Source organism: Gimesia aquarii, from assembly GCF_007748175.1.
GTDB lineage: Bacteria > Planctomycetota > Planctomycetia > Planctomycetales > Planctomycetaceae > Gimesia > Gimesia aquarii_A.
In genome coordinates this window covers 3,887,348-3,906,719 of sequence record NZ_CP037422.1, presented here as the reverse complement: position 1 = coordinate 3,906,719, position 19,372 = coordinate 3,887,348, and the positions used below count along the sequence as shown (strand labels likewise).

16 protein-coding genes are annotated in these 19,372 nt (G+C 44.0%); 11 read left to right on the top strand and 5 right to left on the bottom strand.

The window, feature by feature from the left end:
- Window positions 1-111 precede the first annotated feature (111 nt).
- Window positions 112-477 carry a cupin domain-containing protein gene (locus V202x_RS14985; protein WP_145176390.1) on the top strand — a complete coding sequence of 122 codons (366 nt, stop codon included), beginning with the start codon at window positions 112-114 and terminating at the stop codon, window positions 475-477.
- 69 nt (window positions 478-546) lie between these two features.
- Here V202x_RS14985 and V202x_RS14980 read toward each other — a convergent pair whose 3' ends face one another.
- Complete coding sequence (locus V202x_RS14980; RefSeq protein WP_145176387.1) at window positions 547-1,419, bottom strand: MerR family transcriptional regulator; 873 nt, start codon at window positions 1,417-1,419, stop codon at window positions 547-549.
- A 252-nt stretch (window positions 1,420-1,671) separates the two neighbouring features.
- Here V202x_RS14980 and V202x_RS14975 point away from each other — a divergent pair, with 252 nt between their 5' ends.
- Genes V202x_RS14975 through V202x_RS14945 form a run of 7 tightly spaced genes read left to right on the top strand, consistent with a single transcriptional unit; the run spans window position 1,672 to window position 8,321 of the window.
- Window positions 1,672-2,628: a sigma-70 family RNA polymerase sigma factor gene (locus tag V202x_RS14975; protein WP_145176384.1), complete on the top strand. Its 957-nt coding sequence runs from the start codon at window positions 1,672-1,674 to the stop codon at window positions 2,626-2,628.
- A 37-nt stretch (window positions 2,629-2,665) separates the two neighbouring features.
- Window positions 2,666-3,079, top strand: coding sequence for a thiol-disulfide oxidoreductase DCC family protein (locus V202x_RS14970; RefSeq protein ID WP_145176381.1), 414 nt, complete (start codon window positions 2,666-2,668; stop codon window positions 3,077-3,079).
- The gene (locus tag V202x_RS14965) at window positions 3,076-4,395 is read left to right on the top strand and encodes an NAD(P)/FAD-dependent oxidoreductase (RefSeq protein WP_145176378.1); all 1,320 of its coding nucleotides are present in this window, start codon (window positions 3,076-3,078) and stop codon (window positions 4,393-4,395) included. Before V202x_RS14970 ends, V202x_RS14965 begins: the two co-directional genes overlap by 4 nt.
- Window positions 4,326-5,108: a DUF1365 domain-containing protein gene (locus V202x_RS14960; RefSeq protein ID WP_145176375.1), complete on the top strand. Its 783-nt coding sequence runs from the start codon at window positions 4,326-4,328 to the stop codon at window positions 5,106-5,108. The genes V202x_RS14965 and V202x_RS14960 overlap by 70 nt, the downstream gene beginning before the upstream one ends.
- Window positions 5,105-6,409, top strand: a complete 1,305-nt coding sequence (locus V202x_RS14955; protein WP_145176372.1) for an SAM-dependent methyltransferase — start codon at window positions 5,105-5,107, stop codon at window positions 6,407-6,409. Before V202x_RS14960 ends, V202x_RS14955 begins: the two co-directional genes overlap by 4 nt.
- A gap of 2 nt (window positions 6,410-6,411) precedes the next feature.
- On the top strand, window positions 6,412-7,206 hold the full coding sequence (locus tag V202x_RS14950) for a DUF1295 domain-containing protein (protein WP_145176369.1): 795 nt from the start codon (window positions 6,412-6,414) through the stop codon (window positions 7,204-7,206).
- 2 nt (window positions 7,207-7,208) lie between these two features.
- Window positions 7,209-8,321 carry an SAM-dependent methyltransferase gene (locus V202x_RS14945; RefSeq protein ID WP_145176367.1) on the top strand — a complete coding sequence of 371 codons (1,113 nt, stop codon included), beginning with the start codon at window positions 7,209-7,211 and terminating at the stop codon, window positions 8,319-8,321.
- A gap of 3 nt (window positions 8,322-8,324) precedes the next feature.
- On the opposite strand, the gene V202x_RS14940 is transcribed toward V202x_RS14945, so the two are convergent.
- Together V202x_RS14940 and V202x_RS14935 are read right to left on the bottom strand one after the other, a co-directional pair.
- Window positions 8,325-8,846: a glycosyltransferase gene (locus V202x_RS14940; protein WP_197992883.1), complete on the bottom strand. Its 522-nt coding sequence runs from the start codon at window positions 8,844-8,846 to the stop codon at window positions 8,325-8,327.
- Window positions 8,768-9,646, bottom strand: a complete 879-nt coding sequence (locus V202x_RS14935) for a glycosyltransferase (protein ID WP_145176361.1) — start codon at window positions 9,644-9,646, stop codon at window positions 8,768-8,770. Before V202x_RS14935 ends, V202x_RS14940 begins: the two co-directional genes overlap by 79 nt.
- Before the next feature lie 200 nt (window positions 9,647-9,846).
- On the opposite strand from V202x_RS14935, the gene V202x_RS14930 reads away from it, so the two are divergent.
- The 3 genes from V202x_RS14930 (at window position 9,847) to V202x_RS14920 (ending at window position 14,988) form a co-directional block, all read left to right on the top strand.
- Entirely contained in the window at window positions 9,847-10,617 is a 771-nt protein-coding gene (locus tag V202x_RS14930) for an SDR family NAD(P)-dependent oxidoreductase (RefSeq protein ID WP_145176357.1), read from the top strand.
- Window positions 10,618-10,873: 256 nt separating this feature from the next.
- A complete protein-coding gene (locus V202x_RS14925; RefSeq protein ID WP_197992882.1) occupies window positions 10,874-13,558 on the top strand; it encodes a DUF1592 domain-containing protein in 2,685 nt (894 codons plus the stop codon).
- Entirely contained in the window at window positions 13,555-14,988 is a 1,434-nt protein-coding gene (locus tag V202x_RS14920; RefSeq protein ID WP_145176352.1) for a DUF1552 domain-containing protein, read from the top strand. Before V202x_RS14925 ends, V202x_RS14920 begins: the two co-directional genes overlap by 4 nt.
- Here V202x_RS14920 and V202x_RS14915 read toward each other — a convergent pair.
- Together V202x_RS14915 and V202x_RS14910 are read right to left on the bottom strand one after the other, a co-directional pair.
- Window positions 14,927-15,481 (bottom strand): DUF6790 family protein, encoded by a 555-nt coding sequence (locus V202x_RS14915; protein ID WP_145176350.1) that lies wholly within the window; start codon window positions 15,479-15,481, stop codon window positions 14,927-14,929. The genes V202x_RS14920 and V202x_RS14915 overlap by 62 nt on opposite strands.
- A 90-nt stretch (window positions 15,482-15,571) precedes the next feature.
- Complete coding sequence (locus V202x_RS14910) at window positions 15,572-19,327, bottom strand: PAS domain S-box protein (protein ID WP_145176348.1); 3,756 nt, start codon at window positions 19,325-19,327, stop codon at window positions 15,572-15,574.
- Between the last annotated feature and the right edge of the window lie 45 nt (window positions 19,328-19,372).

Sequence of the window (19,372 nt, the reverse complement as noted above, 5' to 3'; positions counted from 1 at the left end):
TTGAGCCTACAGGTTCAGGAAGCTATCAATTCTTTAACCGTTTATTTAACTTGGGAGTGATATAATCATTTGAATGTATAATTAGTCTCTTTACTAAGGAACTTGATAGATATGCCGTTTATTGACATCAATACAGTAAAACCGTTAGAAGTTCTTCCTGGCTGCAAAATGCGTACTCCCTATGGGGAAAATCTGATGTTGTCTTATCTGGAAATGGATGAGGGAGCAGTTGTTCCTTTGCACGATCATCCCCACGAGCAGGGAGGGATGTTGCTTAAGGGCAAATTAGAGTTCACAATGGGAGACGAAGTGCGGATTGTCGAGGCTGGCGCGATGTTTATTATCCCTCCAAATACGCCACACAAAGTCATCGCCATCGATGGGCCAGCTGTTGTTTTGGATGTATTTACCCCAGTTCGTGAAGATTATGCAGAGCTCTACAACAAATATATTCCCGTAACAGATGGGGATTCTTAATTATTGAGGTATCGTTAGTCGGACTCTGATTGAAAATCATTGACAGCGCATGATGTTAAGTTTCTACTTTCATGATTTTTCAGTGGCGTTGAGTAATGTCTGTCCAAATCCTTCTAGATGTTGCACATTATCGCAAAATGCAGCATATTTAATTTGATGTCGAATTTCTTCATTCAAAGCACGGCCACCGACTACGAAGGCAACGTCCAGTCCAAATTCATCATAGAGCTCTGTGTAACCACGAATAAAATTCGCTTCATCTTTCAAGTGGCTGACACTGAGCCAGATCAACCGAGGTCTCTGTTGTTTAATGGCCGCAGCGAGTGTCTTAAATGGCAGGTTAGAGCCAAGCGAGACTGCATTCCATTTGTTGTCGCGAAGTACCAGTTCGACCATTGTTGTAGCCAGGGAATATAAATCACCTTCGAGTGTACCCCCAATCGCGAGTGGAGCTTCTGGTGGTGGGGGCGGGAGTAGCATGCGTAATTCGTGAAACACACGTACTGTAATTTCACAAGCAAGGCGTTCTTGGTAGATCTCAGCATCGCCGCATTTCCATCGGTTACCGATTGCCTCAAATGCTTTCACGAATACTAAGTCGCAGATAGAACTCATACTGTGTTCTGCAAGATACAGATCGAACACAATTTGGCGGCATTGTTCTTCATCACCATTCAACAGAGCATCGGTGATTTGGGACGCAGCTCGGTCAATTACACGAACTGTCTGACCTGTTGTTGCCGGTAAACCGAGGACCTCTGGTCGAATCAGCTCGTATTTGCTTGATCTTAAAAAGTCGATTAGCACGGAAAGCAAAATACGACGGTGTCCGCCAGCTGTGTAATGAGTGGAAATCGTGCCCTTATCGCACCATCGTTTAACGGAGGATTCACTCACTTGAATCGCACGCGCAACTTGTTTTGGTGTCAGGAATTCGCTCATATCATAATCTCTTAAAGGTTGCTTTTTTGAACGTTATGAACGTATTTGTTTTTTGCTCAATTACTAAAATCTTTATAAATAGTAGTATGATTTTTTGAATTAGCCAGTTTGTTTATTTGATATATAAATTTAAAAAATATAAATTTATCAACTATTTTTCGGTTTTGAATGATTTTCCAGTTGAAATCCACCGATCCTCGGTTATAAATTAATTTGAACGTTTTGAACGAATTTAACCTAGGGGATGGTAATATGGCGTTATGTTCAGTTGTTTCTGGTGGTCAAAATATGAATTCCGCTAAAGATAATTTAAAAGAACGTGTTTTAAAATTATTAGACGCTGAGATTGATTTTGTTTCCAATCGGTCATTTAACAGCCCAGATTTCGAATTGGAAACCTTTAAAGGTCTAAACTTTCCAAAATCAGCTGCGTCCAATGTTTCGATGCAAGACAAACAGTCTCAAAATCTGTCGCCGCATTTAGCACGTCTCTGTGAGGCTGAAGTCCTTTCAGTTGATGAGGAACGAGCACTTTTTCGACGCATGAACTTTCTCAAATTCAAAGCGAATTCTCTTCGGTCACAGCTTGACCCCGATTTCCCGGATCTGGAAAAAATCAATGCCATTGATTTGGCAATGCATGAGTCAGAGAATATTCGTAACTATATTTTTCGCTCTAACATGCGACTTGTTGTATCAATCATCAAAAAATGTGTTACTCCCTATATTACCTTTGAAGATTTACTGAGTGATGGCATCTGGACATTGATGAAAGCTGTTGACAAGTTTGATTATGATCGTGGTTTTCGTTTTAGTACATACGCATATCGTGCCATTTCAAACTATGCTTATCGCAAAATTGCCGATCGCAAAAAAGAAACGATGCGATTCACTCAGGCACCTCATGATCGTGTACTAGAGGAGACCAGAGATTCAAAACGATCAATGATGGGTGAGCAACCTTGGGAAGAAATGTCTAATGTGCTCACGAAGACAATCGAGAAACTGGATCAGCGCGAACAATTCATTGTTCGAGGCCGTTTCGCTCTTGGAAATTTTCGCAGTATTAAGACATTTCAAAAGCTTGCCGATGAGCTTGGGATTTCTAAAGAGCGAGTCAGGCAGCTTGAGCAACGTGCTGTAGCTAAATTACGCTCGATGGTTGAAGATGCTAAGTATGACATGTTACGTGAATTAGCAGGTTTTTAGTTTGAGTCTACTATGCGACATGATTAGGTGAAATACTATGAACCATAAATTCGAAATTGAGGCATTTTATGATGGTGCATGCCCTTTATGCCGACGTGAAATAAATATGATTCATCGCTTGGACAAACAAAACAAAATTCTCTTTACCGATATTTCTGATTCAAGCCTTGATATTCAGTCTTTAGGAAAATCTTATGATCAACTGATGAGTGAGATGCATGCACGGTTACCTGATGGAAGATGGATTACGGGAGTTGAAGTGTTTCGCCGACTCTACACGGTAATTGGTTTTCGATACCTTGTCTTACCAACCAGATTGCCCGTGATTTCTCAATCCCTGGATTTTATCTATCGTATTTTTGCGAAAAAAAGATTAAGTATGACTGGGCGATGCAATAATGGAAATAGCGCTTGCCAAACCACTTATCAAAAAAATGAGGTGGAGATTTGAAAATTGCGATCATTGGCGGTGGTATCTCGGGGCTAACTGCCGCCTATGGCTTGTATCAGCATCATGAACTGACATTATTTGAAGCGAATAGTTATATTGGCGGTCATACAAATACAATTGATGTAGAACTTGATGGTGAGCGTTATGCCATTGATACAGGATTCATTGTTTTTAATTACAATACATACCCAAACTTTACACGAATATTGAATGATCTAGATATCGCATCGCAACACACTTCAATGAGTTTCAGTATGAAGTGTGCTCGAACGGGACTGGAATATCGGGGGGCTGATTTAAATGGCTTGTTCGCCCAAAGACGAAATTTGGTAAGCTTGCGTTTTTATCGACTTTTAAAAGATATCCTACGCTTCAACAAACAATCTCTTTCTATTTTAGCATCGAAAGAGGAATCTCAAACTGTAGGCGAATACCTTACACGTGAACGTTACTCGAAAGAGTTTCTGGAGCAATATTTTCTACCCATGGGTTCGGCTATCTGGTCTTGTCCACTCGGAGTTTTTGAAAAATTTCCCATCCGTTTTATTGTCGAGTTTTATAAAAATCACGGTATTTTGGCAATCAGAGATTTACCTCAGTGGAGAGTCATTCGCGGCGGTTCGAAATATTACGTTGAAGCAATGATAACACGGTTTGCATCCTCGATTCGTACAAATTCTCCAGTTACTTCAGTGATTCGAAAAGAAGATTTTGTTGAAATCTGTCCACGCGGCGGTTCACCTGAACGATTTGACCATGTCATTTTTGCGTGTCATAGTGATCAAGCCTTGAATATACTAGGTAAAAATGCAACACCTGTTGAACGTGAATTACTTTCGGCATTTCCCTACGAAAAAAACGTAGCTCAATTACACACTGATATATCAGTCTTGCCGCGGAATCGGAGAGCGTGGGCATGTTGGAATTATTTTGCACCACCTGGTAGCAATGAGAAAGCGACCGTGACATACAATATGAATTTATTGCAAAATCTGAATTCCAGTAACACTTTTAGCGTGACTCTCAATGGTGAGGATCGTGTGGATCCGAATAAAGTCATTCGTAGGATCAACTATGAACATCCTATTTTTAGTGTTGGACGTGCTGCTGCACAACGACGTCATTCAGAAGTCATCAATCAGCGGCGTACATCATTTTGTGGTGCTTATTGGGGGAATGGTTTTCACGAAGATGGTGTGAATAGTGCATTGACTGTTTGTGATGCGTTAAACGGAACAAGAGAAACATGGAAAGCGGCATCTACGAAGGTTGGGTCCGACACCGGCGATTCGCACCAGTTGAACACAGCTTTCTAAATCGAATATTTTTGATGTATCTGGATCTTGATGAACTCGACAACGTTTTTCGAGGTCGTTTGCTATGGTCAGTGAACAGAACGGCTCTCGCTCGATTCTATCGTAAGGATCACTTAGGCGATCCGCAAAAATCACTCTCTGAATCTGTGCGAGAAATTGTAGTTGAAAGCGGCTATCCCAAACCAGAAGGACCGATTCGGTTACTAACTCATTTGCGATATTTTGGCTTTGTGATGAATCCCGTATCTTTTTACTTTTGTTTTGACCGCAATTCTGAACATCTTCAAAATGTTGTGGCTGAAGTCAATAATACACCTTGGGGAGAACAGCATTGTTATGTTTTAGATGCGGCCCAATTCACTAAGGGAAGCAACAGAAAACCAATTGTAAAGGAGTTTCATGTCTCACCATTTATGCCGATGGACATGCAATATTACTGGCGGTTGTCTGAGCCTCAAGATACTTTGATGGTCAATATTGAAAATCACCAATTGGAACAAAAGAAATTTGACGTAACGATGCGGCTTCAGCGGCGTGAAATTACATCAGCAAGTTTGATGCGATCACTGCTTCGTTTTCCATTGATGACTTTTTATGTATTTGTAGCAATTTACTGGCAAGCTTTACGTTTGTGGATCAAAAGAGTGCCGTTTTATCCACATCCAAAACATTCGAAATCTACAGAACAAAGCACGAATTCCGCAAAATCATGACAGCACTTAACAACACGATTGACAATCGAGAGCTAGATTCTTCCACACAACTTGGAATGATTAATTCTATTTCTCGTAGTTTTTTGATCAAGCGATTGAATCGGTTGATTCAGGGACATGTCATTCTCAATGATCGGCAAGAGCAACTCTGCTTTGGTGAGCAAAACGCAAACTTGCGAGTTGAGGTTACAATTCATAACCCGCGCTTCTACCGACGTGCAGTTACGGGAGGTGGCCTTGGAATTGCACAGTCGTTGATTGATGGAGATTGGACCTGCAATGATCTGACGTCGCTCATTCGTATTTTTATTCGAAATTTGGAGGTAACAGATCGTTTTGATGGAGGACTTGCCTGGTTTCGCCAGATGACGGCGAGAACAGGACACTGGTTAAGAAAAAATACTCGATTTGGGGCAACTCGTAACATTCGCGCTCATTACGATTTGGGAAATAATTTTTATCGGTTATTTCTTGATGAGACGATGAACTATTCAAGTGGCGTGTTCAAATATCCTGAAGATACTATGCAGGATGCTTCGATTGCAAAAATGACACGTGCTTGTCGTAACTTGAATTTACTACCTGATGACCACCTGGTTGAAATCGGCACAGGTTGGGGAGGCCTGGCGATCTATGCTGCAGAGAATTATGGTTGCCGAGTCACAACGACGACCATTTCACGTGAGCAATATAATTTGGCTGTCGAACGGGTAAAAAATGCAGGACTTACAGATCAGGTCTCGGTTTTACTGTGTGATTATCGCGACTTACAAGGGAAATTTGATAAATTAGTTTCAATAGAAATGATTGAAGCCGTTGGCCATCATTATTTCGATACGTTTTTCCAAAAGTGCAGTAACTTGCTTCGAGATGATGGATTAATGTTACTGCAGAGTATTGTGATCAAAGATCAGCGTTTCAAGGAGTATTTGAGAAATGTTGATTTTATTCGCAAGTACATTTTTCCAGGCGGTTGCCTCCCGTCAGTTTCGGCAATACTGGAATCCACTTCTAAAGTGACTGATATGCGTTTGTTGCAATTGGAAGATATTGCTCCACATTACGCGCAAACATTACGATGCTGGCAGCAGCAGTTTAATAATCGTTTAGATCAAGTTCGAGATCTGGGATATTCTGAGTCATTTATTCGGATGTGGAATTACTATTTTAGCTACTGTGAGGCTGCGTTTGAAGAACGCCAATGTAATACCGTTCAAATGTTATTTGCCAAACCAGAAAGTCGCTTCGACTTAGTCAAGCATTCCTTTGAGACAACTGGTTTCTCCAGACAGGAGATGTGAACGTGAACCCGTGGTTGATGATACTCATTGCTTGGTTCTCGATGGCGATTGTGATGTCCTTATTATGGGGCTTTCAGCGTCGTACAAATGATGCAGGAATTGTTGATGTTGCCTGGGGAATGGGGGTTGGTCTGCTGGCTCTGTTTTTTGCCTGGGGTAGTACAGATGGTGATTTGACGCGAAGAATAATCATCGCAACGCTTTCACTCGTCTGGGCGATACGTTTGAGTGCGTATATTTTGTGGCGTGTTTTTACCATGCCCGAGGATGGTCGTTATCAGTCTTTGAAAAAAGACTGGGGCGCTGTGGCACAATTAAAGCTGTTCTGGTTCTTTCAATTCCAGGCGATCGGCAGTCTTCTGTTTGCATTACCCATGTTAATTGCTGCACGTGGTAAATCATCACTAGGTATTTTTGATCTTCTCGGAATCTGCATCTGGCTTATCGCTATTATTGGTGAACTCATCGCCGATTGGCAACTTGCTCGATTTAGAGCGAAGTCTGAAAATCAGGGGCAAGTTTGTCAGGAAGGGCTTTGGAAGTATTCACGGCATCCAAACTATTTTTTTGAATGGCTACATTGGTGGGCTTATGTGTGCCTGGCGGTAACCGCACCTTGGGGATGGGTTACCATATTGGGGCCACTATTGATGCTGCATTTCATTCTTAACGTAACAGGAATTCCGCCAACCGAAGCACAGGCGCTAAAGAGCCGCGGGGATGCGTATCGGGAATATCAGCGAACGACGAGTGCGTTCTTTCCCTGGCGACCAAAATTGGAAAAGGTAGCGGTATGAAAATGGACCGATTCGTTAAGTTGGCTATTGAATTAATTGAAAAAGGTTGGGTTCCAGACCGTTTGATACGGCAAGCCATTCGCCATTTGTGCAAGAAGCGTCTGAGTTCGCTTGATGCAGGAAGCGATGATGTTAATGAGTCAATCCAACAGTCATTTATTGAGTCGGCTCAGCAGAGCCCCATTGCGCTGGTACCAGAAAAAGCAAATGAACAACATTACGAAGTTCCCGCAGAGTTCTACGATCATGTGTTAGGACACCGCCGCAAATACAGTTGCTGTTATTGGCCAGATGGCGTTACTACATTAGACGAAGCAGAAGATGCGGCCCTTCGAATGACTTGCGAACATGCACAGCTTGAGGATGGTATGCAGATTCTTGAACTCGGATGTGGGTGGGGTTCATTGTCGCTTTGGATCGTTGAGAACTATCCGCATTGTCGGTTAACGGCAGTATCGAATTCACACTCACAGCGTGTATTTATCGAACAGCAGGCTATCGATAAGGGGGTTTCCGACCGCTTAACTGTTATTACTGCTGACATGAACGACTTCACGACTTCACAGAAGTTTGATCGTGTCGTGTCTGTCGAAATGTTTGAGCACATGCGGAATTATAAAACGCTTTTAAATCACATTGCAAACTGGTTGACAGATGAAGGCAAGCTCTTCGTGCATATTTTTTGTCACCGCAAGTTTGCTTACCCCTTCAATGATGAAAATGCCGATGATTGGATGGCGCGTCATTTCTTCTCAGGTGGCATTATGCCAAGTGATGATTTATTATCCCACTTTGCAGACCATATGCGCGTAGAGAAACAGTGGCGGTGGGATGGTCAACATTATCAGCGCACTTCTGAAGCATGGTTAGAAAATCTTGACCTGCAAAGTGATCAACTTATGCCAATTCTCGCTTCCACCTATGGTGAGCAAGAAGCAAGTCGCTGGCAAATGCGTTGGCGTCTCTTCTTCCTGGCTGTAGCAGAACTATTTGGTTACCTAAATGGTGAAGAGTGGTACGTGTCGCATTATCTGCTGGAACCTGTGCAGAGTCTTGATCAAAGTGATAAATTAAAAATGCTGTCTAGATCAGAAAATAAATATTCTGCTATCTAAATTTCATTTCTTGATAGTTTCAATTATTCTGGATTTCTGAAGCAATTGTTCCAAAGCATCACAAGCATTTTTAACCCCGTCTTCTTTTCTTATCTCTTCCTTTATCTCTTTAGCCCGGCGTGAATATTCTGGGTTTTCGAGCAAATGCCGCAATTCTGTCATTGCACGATTTGGAGTGTAGCGATGTTGGGGAATGATGCGTGCAATTCCCAGTCGGGCTGCGCGTTCGGCGTTGTCTGGTTGGTCCCATGCATGAGGAACGATCAGCATGGGACGTCCTGAGTGCATCGTTAGCCCTGTCGTACCGATACCACCATGGTGGACGATGGCAGCCGCCCTAGGAAAGAGTTCAGAGAAGGGGGCATAATCGATGGCCATGACTCCATCCGGCAGGGTAGTTGATCGATTTTGAACGTTCTTGCCTACAATGAGCACAGCTCTCTGGTTCAAAAGTTTTGCTGCAGCGGTGCTGTGCTCATAGAACAGACCTGCATTCTTCGAGATGGCTGAGCCGAGCGTAAACACGATGGGAGGGGGCCATCATCCAGAAAACGAGATAGCTTTATTGGCAGTCCGGCTTTGATATCTTTGTCAAAGAATGGAAAGCTGGTTATGACGGTTTGTGAGGGCCAGTCAGGTTGTTTGTCGGCCAGTAACTTCGAGAACGGGGCCAGAACCAGATCGGGAGAGTGACTGTCGGCTAGCGGGTTCCCCTCCTTAGTCGGGGGGAGGCCGATTTCCGCACGCAATCGGTACCAGGGTTTCACCATGAACCGACTTACTCTCTTTCCGAACCAGAATAATGGTTTCCAAAATTCAGGACCAAGGCAACGCAATTTTTTGGAAAGAACCGGGGCGAGAGGAATGATGGGAACATCATAAGTCGAGAAGAATCCCAAGGGGATATGCACGATAGATACCCACGCGATACCAGTCTTTTCAGCAACCAGCCTGGCAGAGTAAGTGGCTAACATTGATACCAATAGATCTGCACCTTCTGTTGCAGCTAATATATCTTCGTAAGACTCTCTTAATTCTAGAATCAACCATTCACGACCCACCCGGATAAAACCCATTCTCAAGTTGCTGCGCCGTCGCATCAATTCAGGATCATTTACCCAATCAGAATTGGGGCGAATAGCCCGGAATTTCATATCCAGTTGCTCGATTTTATTCTGGTAACACTTGCTCGTTGCAAAAACCACTTCATACCCTCGAGCTTGCAAACCACAGGCAATGGCAATATAGGGGGGCAGATCACCTAACGAGCCGATTGTGGTGATGACGATTTTTTTTGCAGTGGTGTTTTGCAGTTTCTTTTGCATGATCTGCTATACGTACTGCCTTTGTCTCGAAGACAAATAAGAATTAAGACTTTTTTCAGTATAGCACATTCGAAACACGATTTGAAAAAAGAAAGTGAGCTCTTTATTGAAAAGTCGAGAGAAGTATTTGTAGCATCAGATGTTGATACTCCCCATTTAATAAATGGGTTTTATAGTTTGTCGACCTGAGGAGAGATCAGATGAATGATAGTATGAGTCGGTTTTCAGTGAAGGGTAAGACGGCTTTGGTCACAGGTGCTTCCAGAGGAATTGGTGCAGAAATTGCGATGAATCTAGCTCAGGCAGGGGCAGAGGTGTTGATTACGGCAAGGCACCATTATGACCTTACACAAGTGTGTGAAAAAATTCGTTCTTTTGGTAGTAAGTGCGAGGCAATCGAAGCCGACCTTGTCTCTATAAATGGAGCAGAAGAAGTGGCTCAGAAGTCGTTTGAGCATTTCTCGACAATAGATATTCTGGTAAATAATGCTGGTACAGTCAAAGTTGCCCCCTTCTGGGAAACCACGGTTGAAGATTGGGATCAGATGCAAGCAGTCAATCTACGTGCTCCATTCATTCTTTCCAAAATATTAAGTGAACCGATGCGAGCACAAAAACAGGGAAAAATCATCAATATCTCTTCTGTCGCGGGCATTGCAGCACTCTCCGGTCATGCTGCCTACAGTGCTTCCAAGGGAGGATTGAATCTGTTGACGAAGGTCATGGCGGCGGAACTCGGGCCGTTTAATATCCAATGCAATGCTGTTGCACCGACGGTGATACTGACTGAGTTAGGGCAGAAAGTATGGGGATCACCAGAGAAAGGTGAGCCCATGAAAGATAAAATTCCCTTACATCGTTTCGGTAAGCCTCTGGAAGTCGCAGATTTGGTACTCTACCTGGCGAGTCCGGCTTCCGATATGATGACAGGGCAGGTCATTGCTCTCGATGGTGGTTATACCGCTTTATAAATGTTACTAAGAATGGGCTCTCTTGCTTTCATAATTCTTCTGGTATCTGAAGTCCAAGATTGATAAATTGGAAACATAGATTTACGATACGAATACGTGTTGCCCATGTTTTTGGTTCGTAGACAAGTCGTGTGAGGATTTCTTCCTCATATTTAAAATGATGCTAAGGATCAGATTCTGCAAATTCGCAATGAACGACTAAATGTGGCTTTCTCACCATAATATTGGCTGTAATTTCGATAGGGAGACGACCTCTGTGAAAGTGAATCGTTATACTAAAAAGAGGAAACGATCTTCTCTTCTTAGTCGAGTTGTTTTTTTATCCCTACTGCTCACTTTATTTTCGTCCTTTGGATCTCTCGAAGCGGCTGTCCCCCGCGTCGCGCGTGGCTTACAAGTGTTGTACACATTTGATGCCACGCGGGGTGATATCATCCAGGACCAGTCCGGGCTAGGGCAGGCCTTAGATTTGAAGATAGAGAAACCATCCGCAGTTCAATGGAGGAATGGGGTTCTCGTCGTTCGCTCATCGACTAAGATCAAGTCGTCTGTTCCAGCAAAGAAAATTATCAATGCTGTTAAACGCTCGAACAGTCTCACTGTAGAAGCATGGGTAAAACCAGCTAATAATCAGCAGAAAGGGCCGGCACGAATTGTTTCAATTTCTTCAAATTCGAGCCAGCGAAATATGACGCTTGGTCAAGAAGCAAAAAATTTTGATGTGAGGTTGAGAACAACGTCGACAAGTACGAATGGTCTTCCTTCAACGGCTACATCAAATAACTCGGTAACATCTGCTTTAATGCATGTGGTTTTTACACGCGATGTAACTGGTACTGCGCGAATTTATATTAATGGTAAACAACGAGCCAATAAAAAAGTTCCCGGTAAGCTTAAGAACTGGAGTAAGGACTTTCCATTGATCCTGTCTAATGAAAAATCAGGCGATCGCCCCTGGTTGGGAGAATTTCATTTAGTAGCCGTTTTTAGTCGCGCACTGACCACCAATGAAATCAATCAAAACTATCGAGCTGGAACCAATGTGAAAACTGGAAACAAGCAGACAAAGGAAGAATTGGCTGCCACACGTGCCCATCAATTGTTTGAAACGCGAATTGCCCCCTTACTCGCGCAAAATTGTTTAGACTGTCATGATTCCATAACTAAGAAAGGGCGATTAGATTTATCACAGAAAGCTGCAGCACTGGCCGGTGGTGAAAGTGGTAAGGTGATTGTGCCAGGCAAGGCCAGTGAAAGTTTACTGTGGGAACAAGTCAAATCCGGTGATATGCCACCAGAGGGAAAGCCGTTATCAACTCAAGAAATAGCGTCATTAAAAGAGTGGATTAACAATGGGGCAATCTGGTCAAGTGATGTGATTGATCCTGCAGTTTACGCACATGACAGTCGTGCTGGCGATGTTTGGGTTCAACGACTTACAAATTCCGAATATATTGAAACGGTTCGTCGTGCCGTGGGAGTCGATATTTCAAAGGAAGCACATGAGATGCTTCCACCGGATTTGAGGGCAGATGGCTTCAGTAACACTGCTTACAATCTTAACGTTGATCTTAAGCACGTAGAGATTTATGCGCGTCTTGCCGAAATTATTGTCAAGCGAATGGACGTGATGAAGTTTGCAACCCGATTTTCCAAAAGCCGAAAGCTGTCTACCGATGCGACGATGCGCGAGTTTGTGGGGAGTATGGGGAAATGGCTTTTCCGTGGTCCTTTGGATGATCGAGAAGTCACAACCTATAGCGGAATTGCAACGACGGTTGCCAGTGCTGGCGGAGACTATAAAGAAGCAGTCAGTTATATAGTCGAAGCTATGTTACAATCTCCTCGTTTTATTTATCGTATCGAAAACCAGCGTGGTGATGGAACTGCCTGGCCTGTTGGCGAATATGAACTCGCGTCGCGCATGAGTTATATTATCTGGGGTGGGCCTCCGGACGAGGAATTAATCAGAGCTGCCGATTCTGGTGAGCTTCACGATCCTCAAAACGTCGACAAACAAGTAAGTCGTATGCTTCAGAATCCACGTGCAGTGGAACGATCATTGCAATTCGTCTCGGAATGGTTGAATCTGGACAGATTGAGTAACTTGAGGCCTGACCTTAAAAAATTTCCGAAGTGGAATGGTGCACTCGCTACTGACATGCGGGAAGAAACGTTGGCGTTCTTCAAAGAAATCGTCTGGCAAGAGAAACGGCCGCTTGCAGATCTGTTGAATGCACAAGTAACTTATGTGACACCACAACTGGCAGCGCATTACGGACTCAAACCAAAAGGCACTGGATTGGTTCGTTATGATTTGACAGCAATTCCCGCGCGTGGGGGACTACTCACGCAAGGAAGTGTCTTGACCGTGGGGGGAGATGAAGCTTCTATGGTGACTCGTGGTTTATTTATTTTACAAGATATTTTGCGTGGTACGGTGAAAGATCCACCTCCAGGACTCGATACGACTCCTGTGCCCTCAAAGCCGGGACTGTCTCAACGTCACATTGCGGAGCAACGAATCGCGAATGCTTCATGTGCTGGATGTCATGTGAAATTCGAACCACTGGCATTTGGTCTCGAAAAATTCGATGGCCTTGGTTCGTTTCACAACAAGGACGAGCACGGAAATCAATTGCGCGATGATGGTGAAATTCTCTTTCCTGGTACAGCCAAACCGGTTTCTTATCAATCCAGTGCTGAATTGATGAATCTGCTTGCAGGAAATCCAAGAGTTCAACAATCGATTACCTGGAAAGTCACTCAATTCGCACTTGGTCGTCCACTTGTTGCAGCGGATGCGCGTATTATCGATCAAATTCATAGAACTGCTCAGAAAAATGGCGGAACATATTCGAGCTTGATCACCGCTATTGTGATGAGTGATTTGGTTCAGCTGACACGAACAGAGGCAATTTCATCGGAGGTTCACGAATGACAATACAAAAGATCAATCGACGTACCATGCTCAAAAGTGTGGGAACTGCTACCGTGGGGTTACCACTGCTTGAAGAGATGCTGGTTTCATCGACACAGGCTGCTCAAAATCAAACGAAAGAAGTGCCCGTCAGAGCATTCAACGTTTTTTTTGGTCTCGGCATACCCGCGCCACTACAAACTGAAGGTTTTGAGGGAGTTTTGGAACCACTTAAACCATTAAGTAATAAACTGCTCATCATGCGAAATGTAGACCAGGTTCGTTGTGACGAGAAAGGAATCAACGCTCACTACGATGGTGCTTCTGGTGCATTCACGGCGGAGCCACCGGACGGCGAAGCCAAATCGGGTGGACCTTCAATTGATCAGGTCATTCGAAAAGCGCATTATCCCAAGGGGTTGCCACCCGGAATGGTTTCAACACTGATCGGTGGTACGTTTTTCAGACGGAGTCGTGTGGGGCGCTACGTTCATAGCTACAATCAGGATTGCACAGTTGCTGCTACTATGCAAGAAAGACCACGCGATCTTTTTGATCGTGTTTTCGGTTCTATTTCTGTAGGCGGTGATGGTACTGACGTACGTCGCAAACGAATTAAACGAAGTGTATTGGATTCGGTAGTTGATGATTACAAATTTTATACGGGTGTGAATTCTCCATTAGGCTCTGCTTCGAAAGCACGCGTTGCAGACCATCTTGATCGAATTCGGGAGTTTGAGCAACGTGCCTTTGCATTAAAGAAAAAAAATCCCAATGCCCCCCAACTACCACCGCGTTCAAAAATTTTACATGGTGGACCTGCTGATCCTGGTGGTATGGGAGTCGATATTACGCTCGAAGAACTCACTACCGAATGGCGTTTGATGGCCGATTTGTACGCTCTGGCAATTCAAATGGATCGTGTTCGCTTTGGTGCATTAACATTTCTGGCTGCCGGAGAGCGCATCCGTTTGACGGGCGATTATGAGTATAACGGCAAAAAAATTTGGAAGTTTGACGATGCCCGTCAACAGAACGCTTCAGGCGATAAAGGGTGCAGCCATGAATGGTGGCATAAGTTCAACGAAAAGAAGAAAAATGAAGCACTGCGCGCTCACGCTCATATGAAAATGCGCGAGGTGGCTTATTTCCTGCAGCGACTCAATGATAAAGATTCGATCGAAGCTAACGGACAGACGATCCTTGAAAATTCTCTAATCACAATTTCCACTGAATCAGGTGATGGTCGTCACAACGATGTCAAACGTGAGCTGTCCGGGGTCTTCCATGCGATCACAGGAGCAAATGGTCGTTTTAAAACGGGGCAGATCATGGACGTGGGGGCCGAGGGGCTTGACGTGTACAATACGATGCTTGCTGGAATGGGAGTTAAAGATCGGCTCGGTCCCTCAAAGCGGAAGATGAGTCCTGTCGATTCGATTCGAGCGTAAATCGACGTTGCAACCATAATAACACAAAACTTATCATAGGTATGAAAATATCTGTGTAAAAAATGACGCCTGCGTTTCCTGATGCATAATTCTGAGTCATCATCATCTGGTACGCGTGTCCTCCGGCAGCCCTTAGAAGAAACAGTGCTGGCCCCACTACGGCAGCAAGACGTAAGCCAAAGCTCCCTCGAAATGCTAGAAAGCCGACGACAGCATATCCCAGGCTGGCTGTACCGACTTCAAACTGAAACGGGCTTTGTTCCCAACCAATGAACCGAGCTGCTGTCTCACCAAAGAAAGAATGCATTACGAAGTTATAGAAGAAGGAGAAGCCAATTGAGAACAAGAGAAAATAGGAAAACAGCGCTTCGACAACAGTCGATGCTGTTATCGGACTTTGTTGCCGTAAGAGTGAGATGGCAGATGCAATCAATCCCAGAATCAAGAAGCTGAGCGTAAAATTTTCGAGCAGAAAAGGGATAAGAGTACTCACTGATTGTCTCTGACGTTAATTAGTCTTTATGTCGTTGCAAATAATTTCCAGCTGTTGCCATCATTCTAGCACAATTTATGTGGTAGAAAATTATGCTTCTGCTTTTTCGAACGATTTATTCGCATAACTTGCTAACATTTTAATCAGCTTATTTCTCACGATCGGTTTGGTGGCGTAGTCATCACAGCCTGCATCGATGCATTTCTGTCTGTCTGTTGACATGGCATGTGCTGTCAGGGCGATAATGGGAGGGGAATATCCGGCATTCCGCAGTTTTCGAGTTGCGGCATAGCCATCCAGGACAGGCATCTGCATGTCCATAAGAATGACATCAAACGGTTGATTTTCTGATAATGCTTCGGTCGCTTTGTCAAACGCAATTTGACCATTCTCAACCACCGTGACATCTGCACCCGATTTCTTCAAAACAAAGCCAATCAGGCGCTGATTGTCCGGACCATCTTCTGCAAACAGGATACGGCTATCTTTCAGCAACAATTCGGGTTCCTGAGAGGTATTGCTTTCTGCATTCTCGGTGATCGATTCTGCAGCGTTTGTAATCATTCGCACTTTGTTCAACGGGCCGGTAGTCACAGTGACTGAAAACGTGCTCCCTTTCCCATTTGTACTTGTAACTGAAATCGTACCACCCAGAAGTTCCACCAGACGTTTGCTGATTGTAAGTCCCAGTCCCGTTCCACCAAACTTTCGGGTTGTTGAGCCATCGGCTTGAGTGAATGGGGTAAAAAGTCTGGCAATTTTCTCTTCAGGGATTCCGATTCCAGAATCGATTACGTCAAATTGTAGTTTTGGTTCAAGCCTTTCTCTGTTTAAAAGTCGGACAATTATCTGAATTGTACCCGTTTCCGTAAACTTAATTGCATTACCTACAATGTTGATGAGGACCTGACGAAGTCGTGTGGGATCAGAGCAGATTGTTTCAGGAATCGGTCCATCAAATTGAATGTTCAATTCCAGACCCTTGGCCTTTGTCCGCACTCTCATTAGTGATATTACATCAGCAACGACCTGACGGGGAGAACAATCAATCTGTTCTACATCGAGTTTACCCGCTTCGATCTTGGATAAATCCAGAATATCGTTGATCAGGCAGATCAGACTTTCCCCATTTCGCTTGATTGTTTGTACCGAGTCAATGTCCTCCTGTTTGGAGACACTTCCAAGCAGCACGTCGGTGAATCCCAAAATGGCTGTCATGGGGGTGCGGATTTCATGGCTCATGTTGGCGAGAAATTCGCTTTTAGTTTGGTTTGCAGTTTCAGCTGCTTCCTTCGCTTTAATTAGATCATTTTTTGCTACTTCCAATGCTTGATCAATCAAAACGCGTTGGCTGACATCTACCGAGTATTTTACCACCTTAAATGGTTTTCCATTTAAGTCCAGGATCGGTGTGTATGACGCTTGAATCCAGATTGCCTGGTCATTCTTTCCAATACATTTCAGCTCTGATGTTACGAATTCACCTTGATTAAGCTTATCCCAGATTGTAGCGTACCTTGCGCTCTCACGCTCTTGTGGGTCAATGAAGAGATTGTGTTCCTGGCCGCTTACTTCTTCCTGAGAGTATCCCATTATTTCTATAAAGTTATTATTTGCTTTGACGATTGTACCATCCATCTCGAATTCAATTACCATTTGTGACTTGCTGATGGCATCAATCTGCCCTTCATAATCGGCATTGAGTTGTCGCTGATGAACTTCATTTGTCAGGTCTCGAATGATGCCTGTGAACAGGATTTCTTTATTTTTTGCATCATCTTCCACGACGACCTGGCTTACAGAAAGATGGAGGGGGAACGTGCTACCATCTTTACGTTGCCCGACTGCCTCACGTCCGCTACCGATCACGTTTGCCTTTCCAGTTTCCAGGTAGCGAGACAGATAACCATCGTGTTCTTCACGATAAGGGGAAGGCATGAGCAGTTTTATGTTTTTCTCTAAAATTTCGTCTGCTGCATATCCAAACAGACGTTCGGCGGCCGGGTTGAATGATCTGATCAGTCCTTTACCCGAAATCGAAATAATTGGATCGACGGCCGTATTTACAATCGCTTCGATACGACGCTCGTTTGCTTTGCTTTTCTCCGTGGCTATTTGTAATTCCCGTGTGCGTAAATCGGCTTCTTCTTCTTTTCGCTTCTGTTCTGTTAGATCACGAATGATACCCGTGAAAAGGATCTCTGGATTTTGTGCATCATCTTCTGCAAGAACTTGGCTGACTGAAAGGTGCAGAGGGAATGTACTCCCATCCTTACGTTGCCCGATTGCTTCGCGTCCACTGCCGATCACATTTTTGATTCCGGTTTCCAGGTAGCGAGCCAGATAACCATCGTGTTCTTCCCGATAAGGGGAGGGCATGAGGAGTTTAATATTCATGCCGAGGATTTCGTCTGCTGCATAACCAAACAGACGTTCGGCTGCGGGATTGAATGATTTGATCAATCCTTTACCGGAAATCGTAATAATTGGATCGACGGCCGTATTCACAATTGACTCAATACGACGTTCATTCGCTTTACTTTTCTCTGTGGCGATTTGTAGTTCCCGTGTGCGTAGCTCAGCCTCTTTTTCTTTTTGTTTCTGTTCCGTCAGATCGCGAATGATGCCGGTGAAAATGATTTGTGGATTTTGAGCGTCATCTTCCACGACGACTTGACTGACTGAAAGGTGTAAAGGGAAGGTCGTTCCATCTTTGCGCTGTCCGATCACCTCGCGGCCACTACCAATCACATTTTGAATTCCCGTTTCCAGATATTTGGCTAAATAACCATCGTGTTCTTCCCGATAAGGGGAGGGCATGAGGATTTTAATATTCATACCCATGATTTCGTCCGCAGAATATCCAAACAAACGTTCGGCAGCGGGGTTGAATGATTCAATCAATCCCTGACCAGAGATCGTAATGATTGGATCGACGGCCGTATTCACAATTGATTCAATACGACGTTCATTGGCTTTACTTTTCTCCGTGGCGATTTGTAGTTCCCGTGTGCGTATCTCAGCCTCTTTTTCTTTTTGTTTCTGTTCCGTCAGATCTCGAATGATACCCGTGAATAAAACCTCTTTATCTTGGCCATTTTCTTCCAGAAAAACTTGACTGACTGAAAGATGGATAGGAAATGTCGTTCCATCTTTGCGTTGTCCGACTACTTCTCGGCCGCTACCAATAATTTTTTGTTTACCCGTTGTTAGATACCGTGCGAGATAGCCGTCATGCTCTTCACGGTAGGGGGAGGGCATGAGCATGTTGATATTTTTCCCGAGTACTTCGCTTGTAGAATATCCAAACAGACGTTCGGCGGCAGGATTGAAGGCATGTATGATTCCACGAGAAGTAATTGTTATTATGGCATCGACGACATTTTCTAGAATCGCCTGGTGGGATGAATTTTGTTTTTGCCGCTCTTGGATTATCGCGAACTCCGAAGCAGTTCGAGTTTGTTCTTTTTGAGAACTCTTTTGTTTTAAACAGATGATTGCTGTCACCCAAATTGCCAGTATGGAGAGTATTCGGTTTGTGATGACCTTTCCAATTGACGATCCAACTGGTGAGAATACGAATCCTAGTAATGTAAGAATCGTCGATGCAATTGCGACAACCCAGGTTAATTCTCTTCGCGGTGACCAAAGTGTACTTGATACAAGAAGAACGTAGAGAACACCGCAAGCTACTCCCAGTGGAGTCATTAGGTCAACTATCAAAATTGCGAATAACAGAGTCAGACCGCTTAACAGATATCGTAACGGAATAGTCTGCTTGATAGATTTAAGAGGAGTAGACCAGGACCACTTGGACCATCCTCGTTGTTGGTTGCGATTTTCCATTGTCCTACACTTATTCCTAACCTCAGTATGCTCAACTGAAGTTTT

What these genes read in the sequence shown, in the direction of transcription:
- V202x_RS14945 (WP_145176367.1), top strand. Translation starts at nt 7,209, where the DNA reads ATGGACCGATTCGTTAAGTTGGCTATTGAATTAATTGAAAAAGGTTGG.
- V202x_RS14910 (WP_145176348.1), bottom strand. Translation starts at nt 19,327, where the DNA reads ATGGAAAATCGCAACCAACAACGAGGATGGTCCAAGTGGTCCTGGTCT.
- V202x_RS14930 (WP_145176357.1), top strand. Translation starts at nt 9,847, where the DNA reads ATGAATGATAGTATGAGTCGGTTTTCAGTGAAGGGTAAGACGGCTTTG.
- V202x_RS14960 (WP_145176375.1), top strand. Translation starts at nt 4,326, where the DNA reads ATGGAAAGCGGCATCTACGAAGGTTGGGTCCGACACCGGCGATTCGCA.
- V202x_RS14975 (WP_145176384.1), top strand. Translation starts at nt 1,672, where the DNA reads ATGGCGTTATGTTCAGTTGTTTCTGGTGGTCAAAATATGAATTCCGCT.
- V202x_RS14955 (WP_145176372.1), top strand. Translation starts at nt 5,105, where the DNA reads ATGACAGCACTTAACAACACGATTGACAATCGAGAGCTAGATTCTTCC.
- V202x_RS14970 (WP_145176381.1), top strand. Translation starts at nt 2,666, where the DNA reads ATGAACCATAAATTCGAAATTGAGGCATTTTATGATGGTGCATGCCCT.
- V202x_RS14920 (WP_145176352.1), top strand. Translation starts at nt 13,555, where the DNA reads ATGACAATACAAAAGATCAATCGACGTACCATGCTCAAAAGTGTGGGA.
- V202x_RS14985 (WP_145176390.1), top strand. Translation starts at nt 112, where the DNA reads ATGCCGTTTATTGACATCAATACAGTAAAACCGTTAGAAGTTCTTCCT.
- V202x_RS14980 (WP_145176387.1), bottom strand. Translation starts at nt 1,419, where the DNA reads ATGAGCGAATTCCTGACACCAAAACAAGTTGCGCGTGCGATTCAAGTG.
- V202x_RS14935 (WP_145176361.1), bottom strand. Translation starts at nt 9,646, where the DNA reads ATGCAAAAGAAACTGCAAAACACCACTGCAAAAAAAATCGTCATCACC.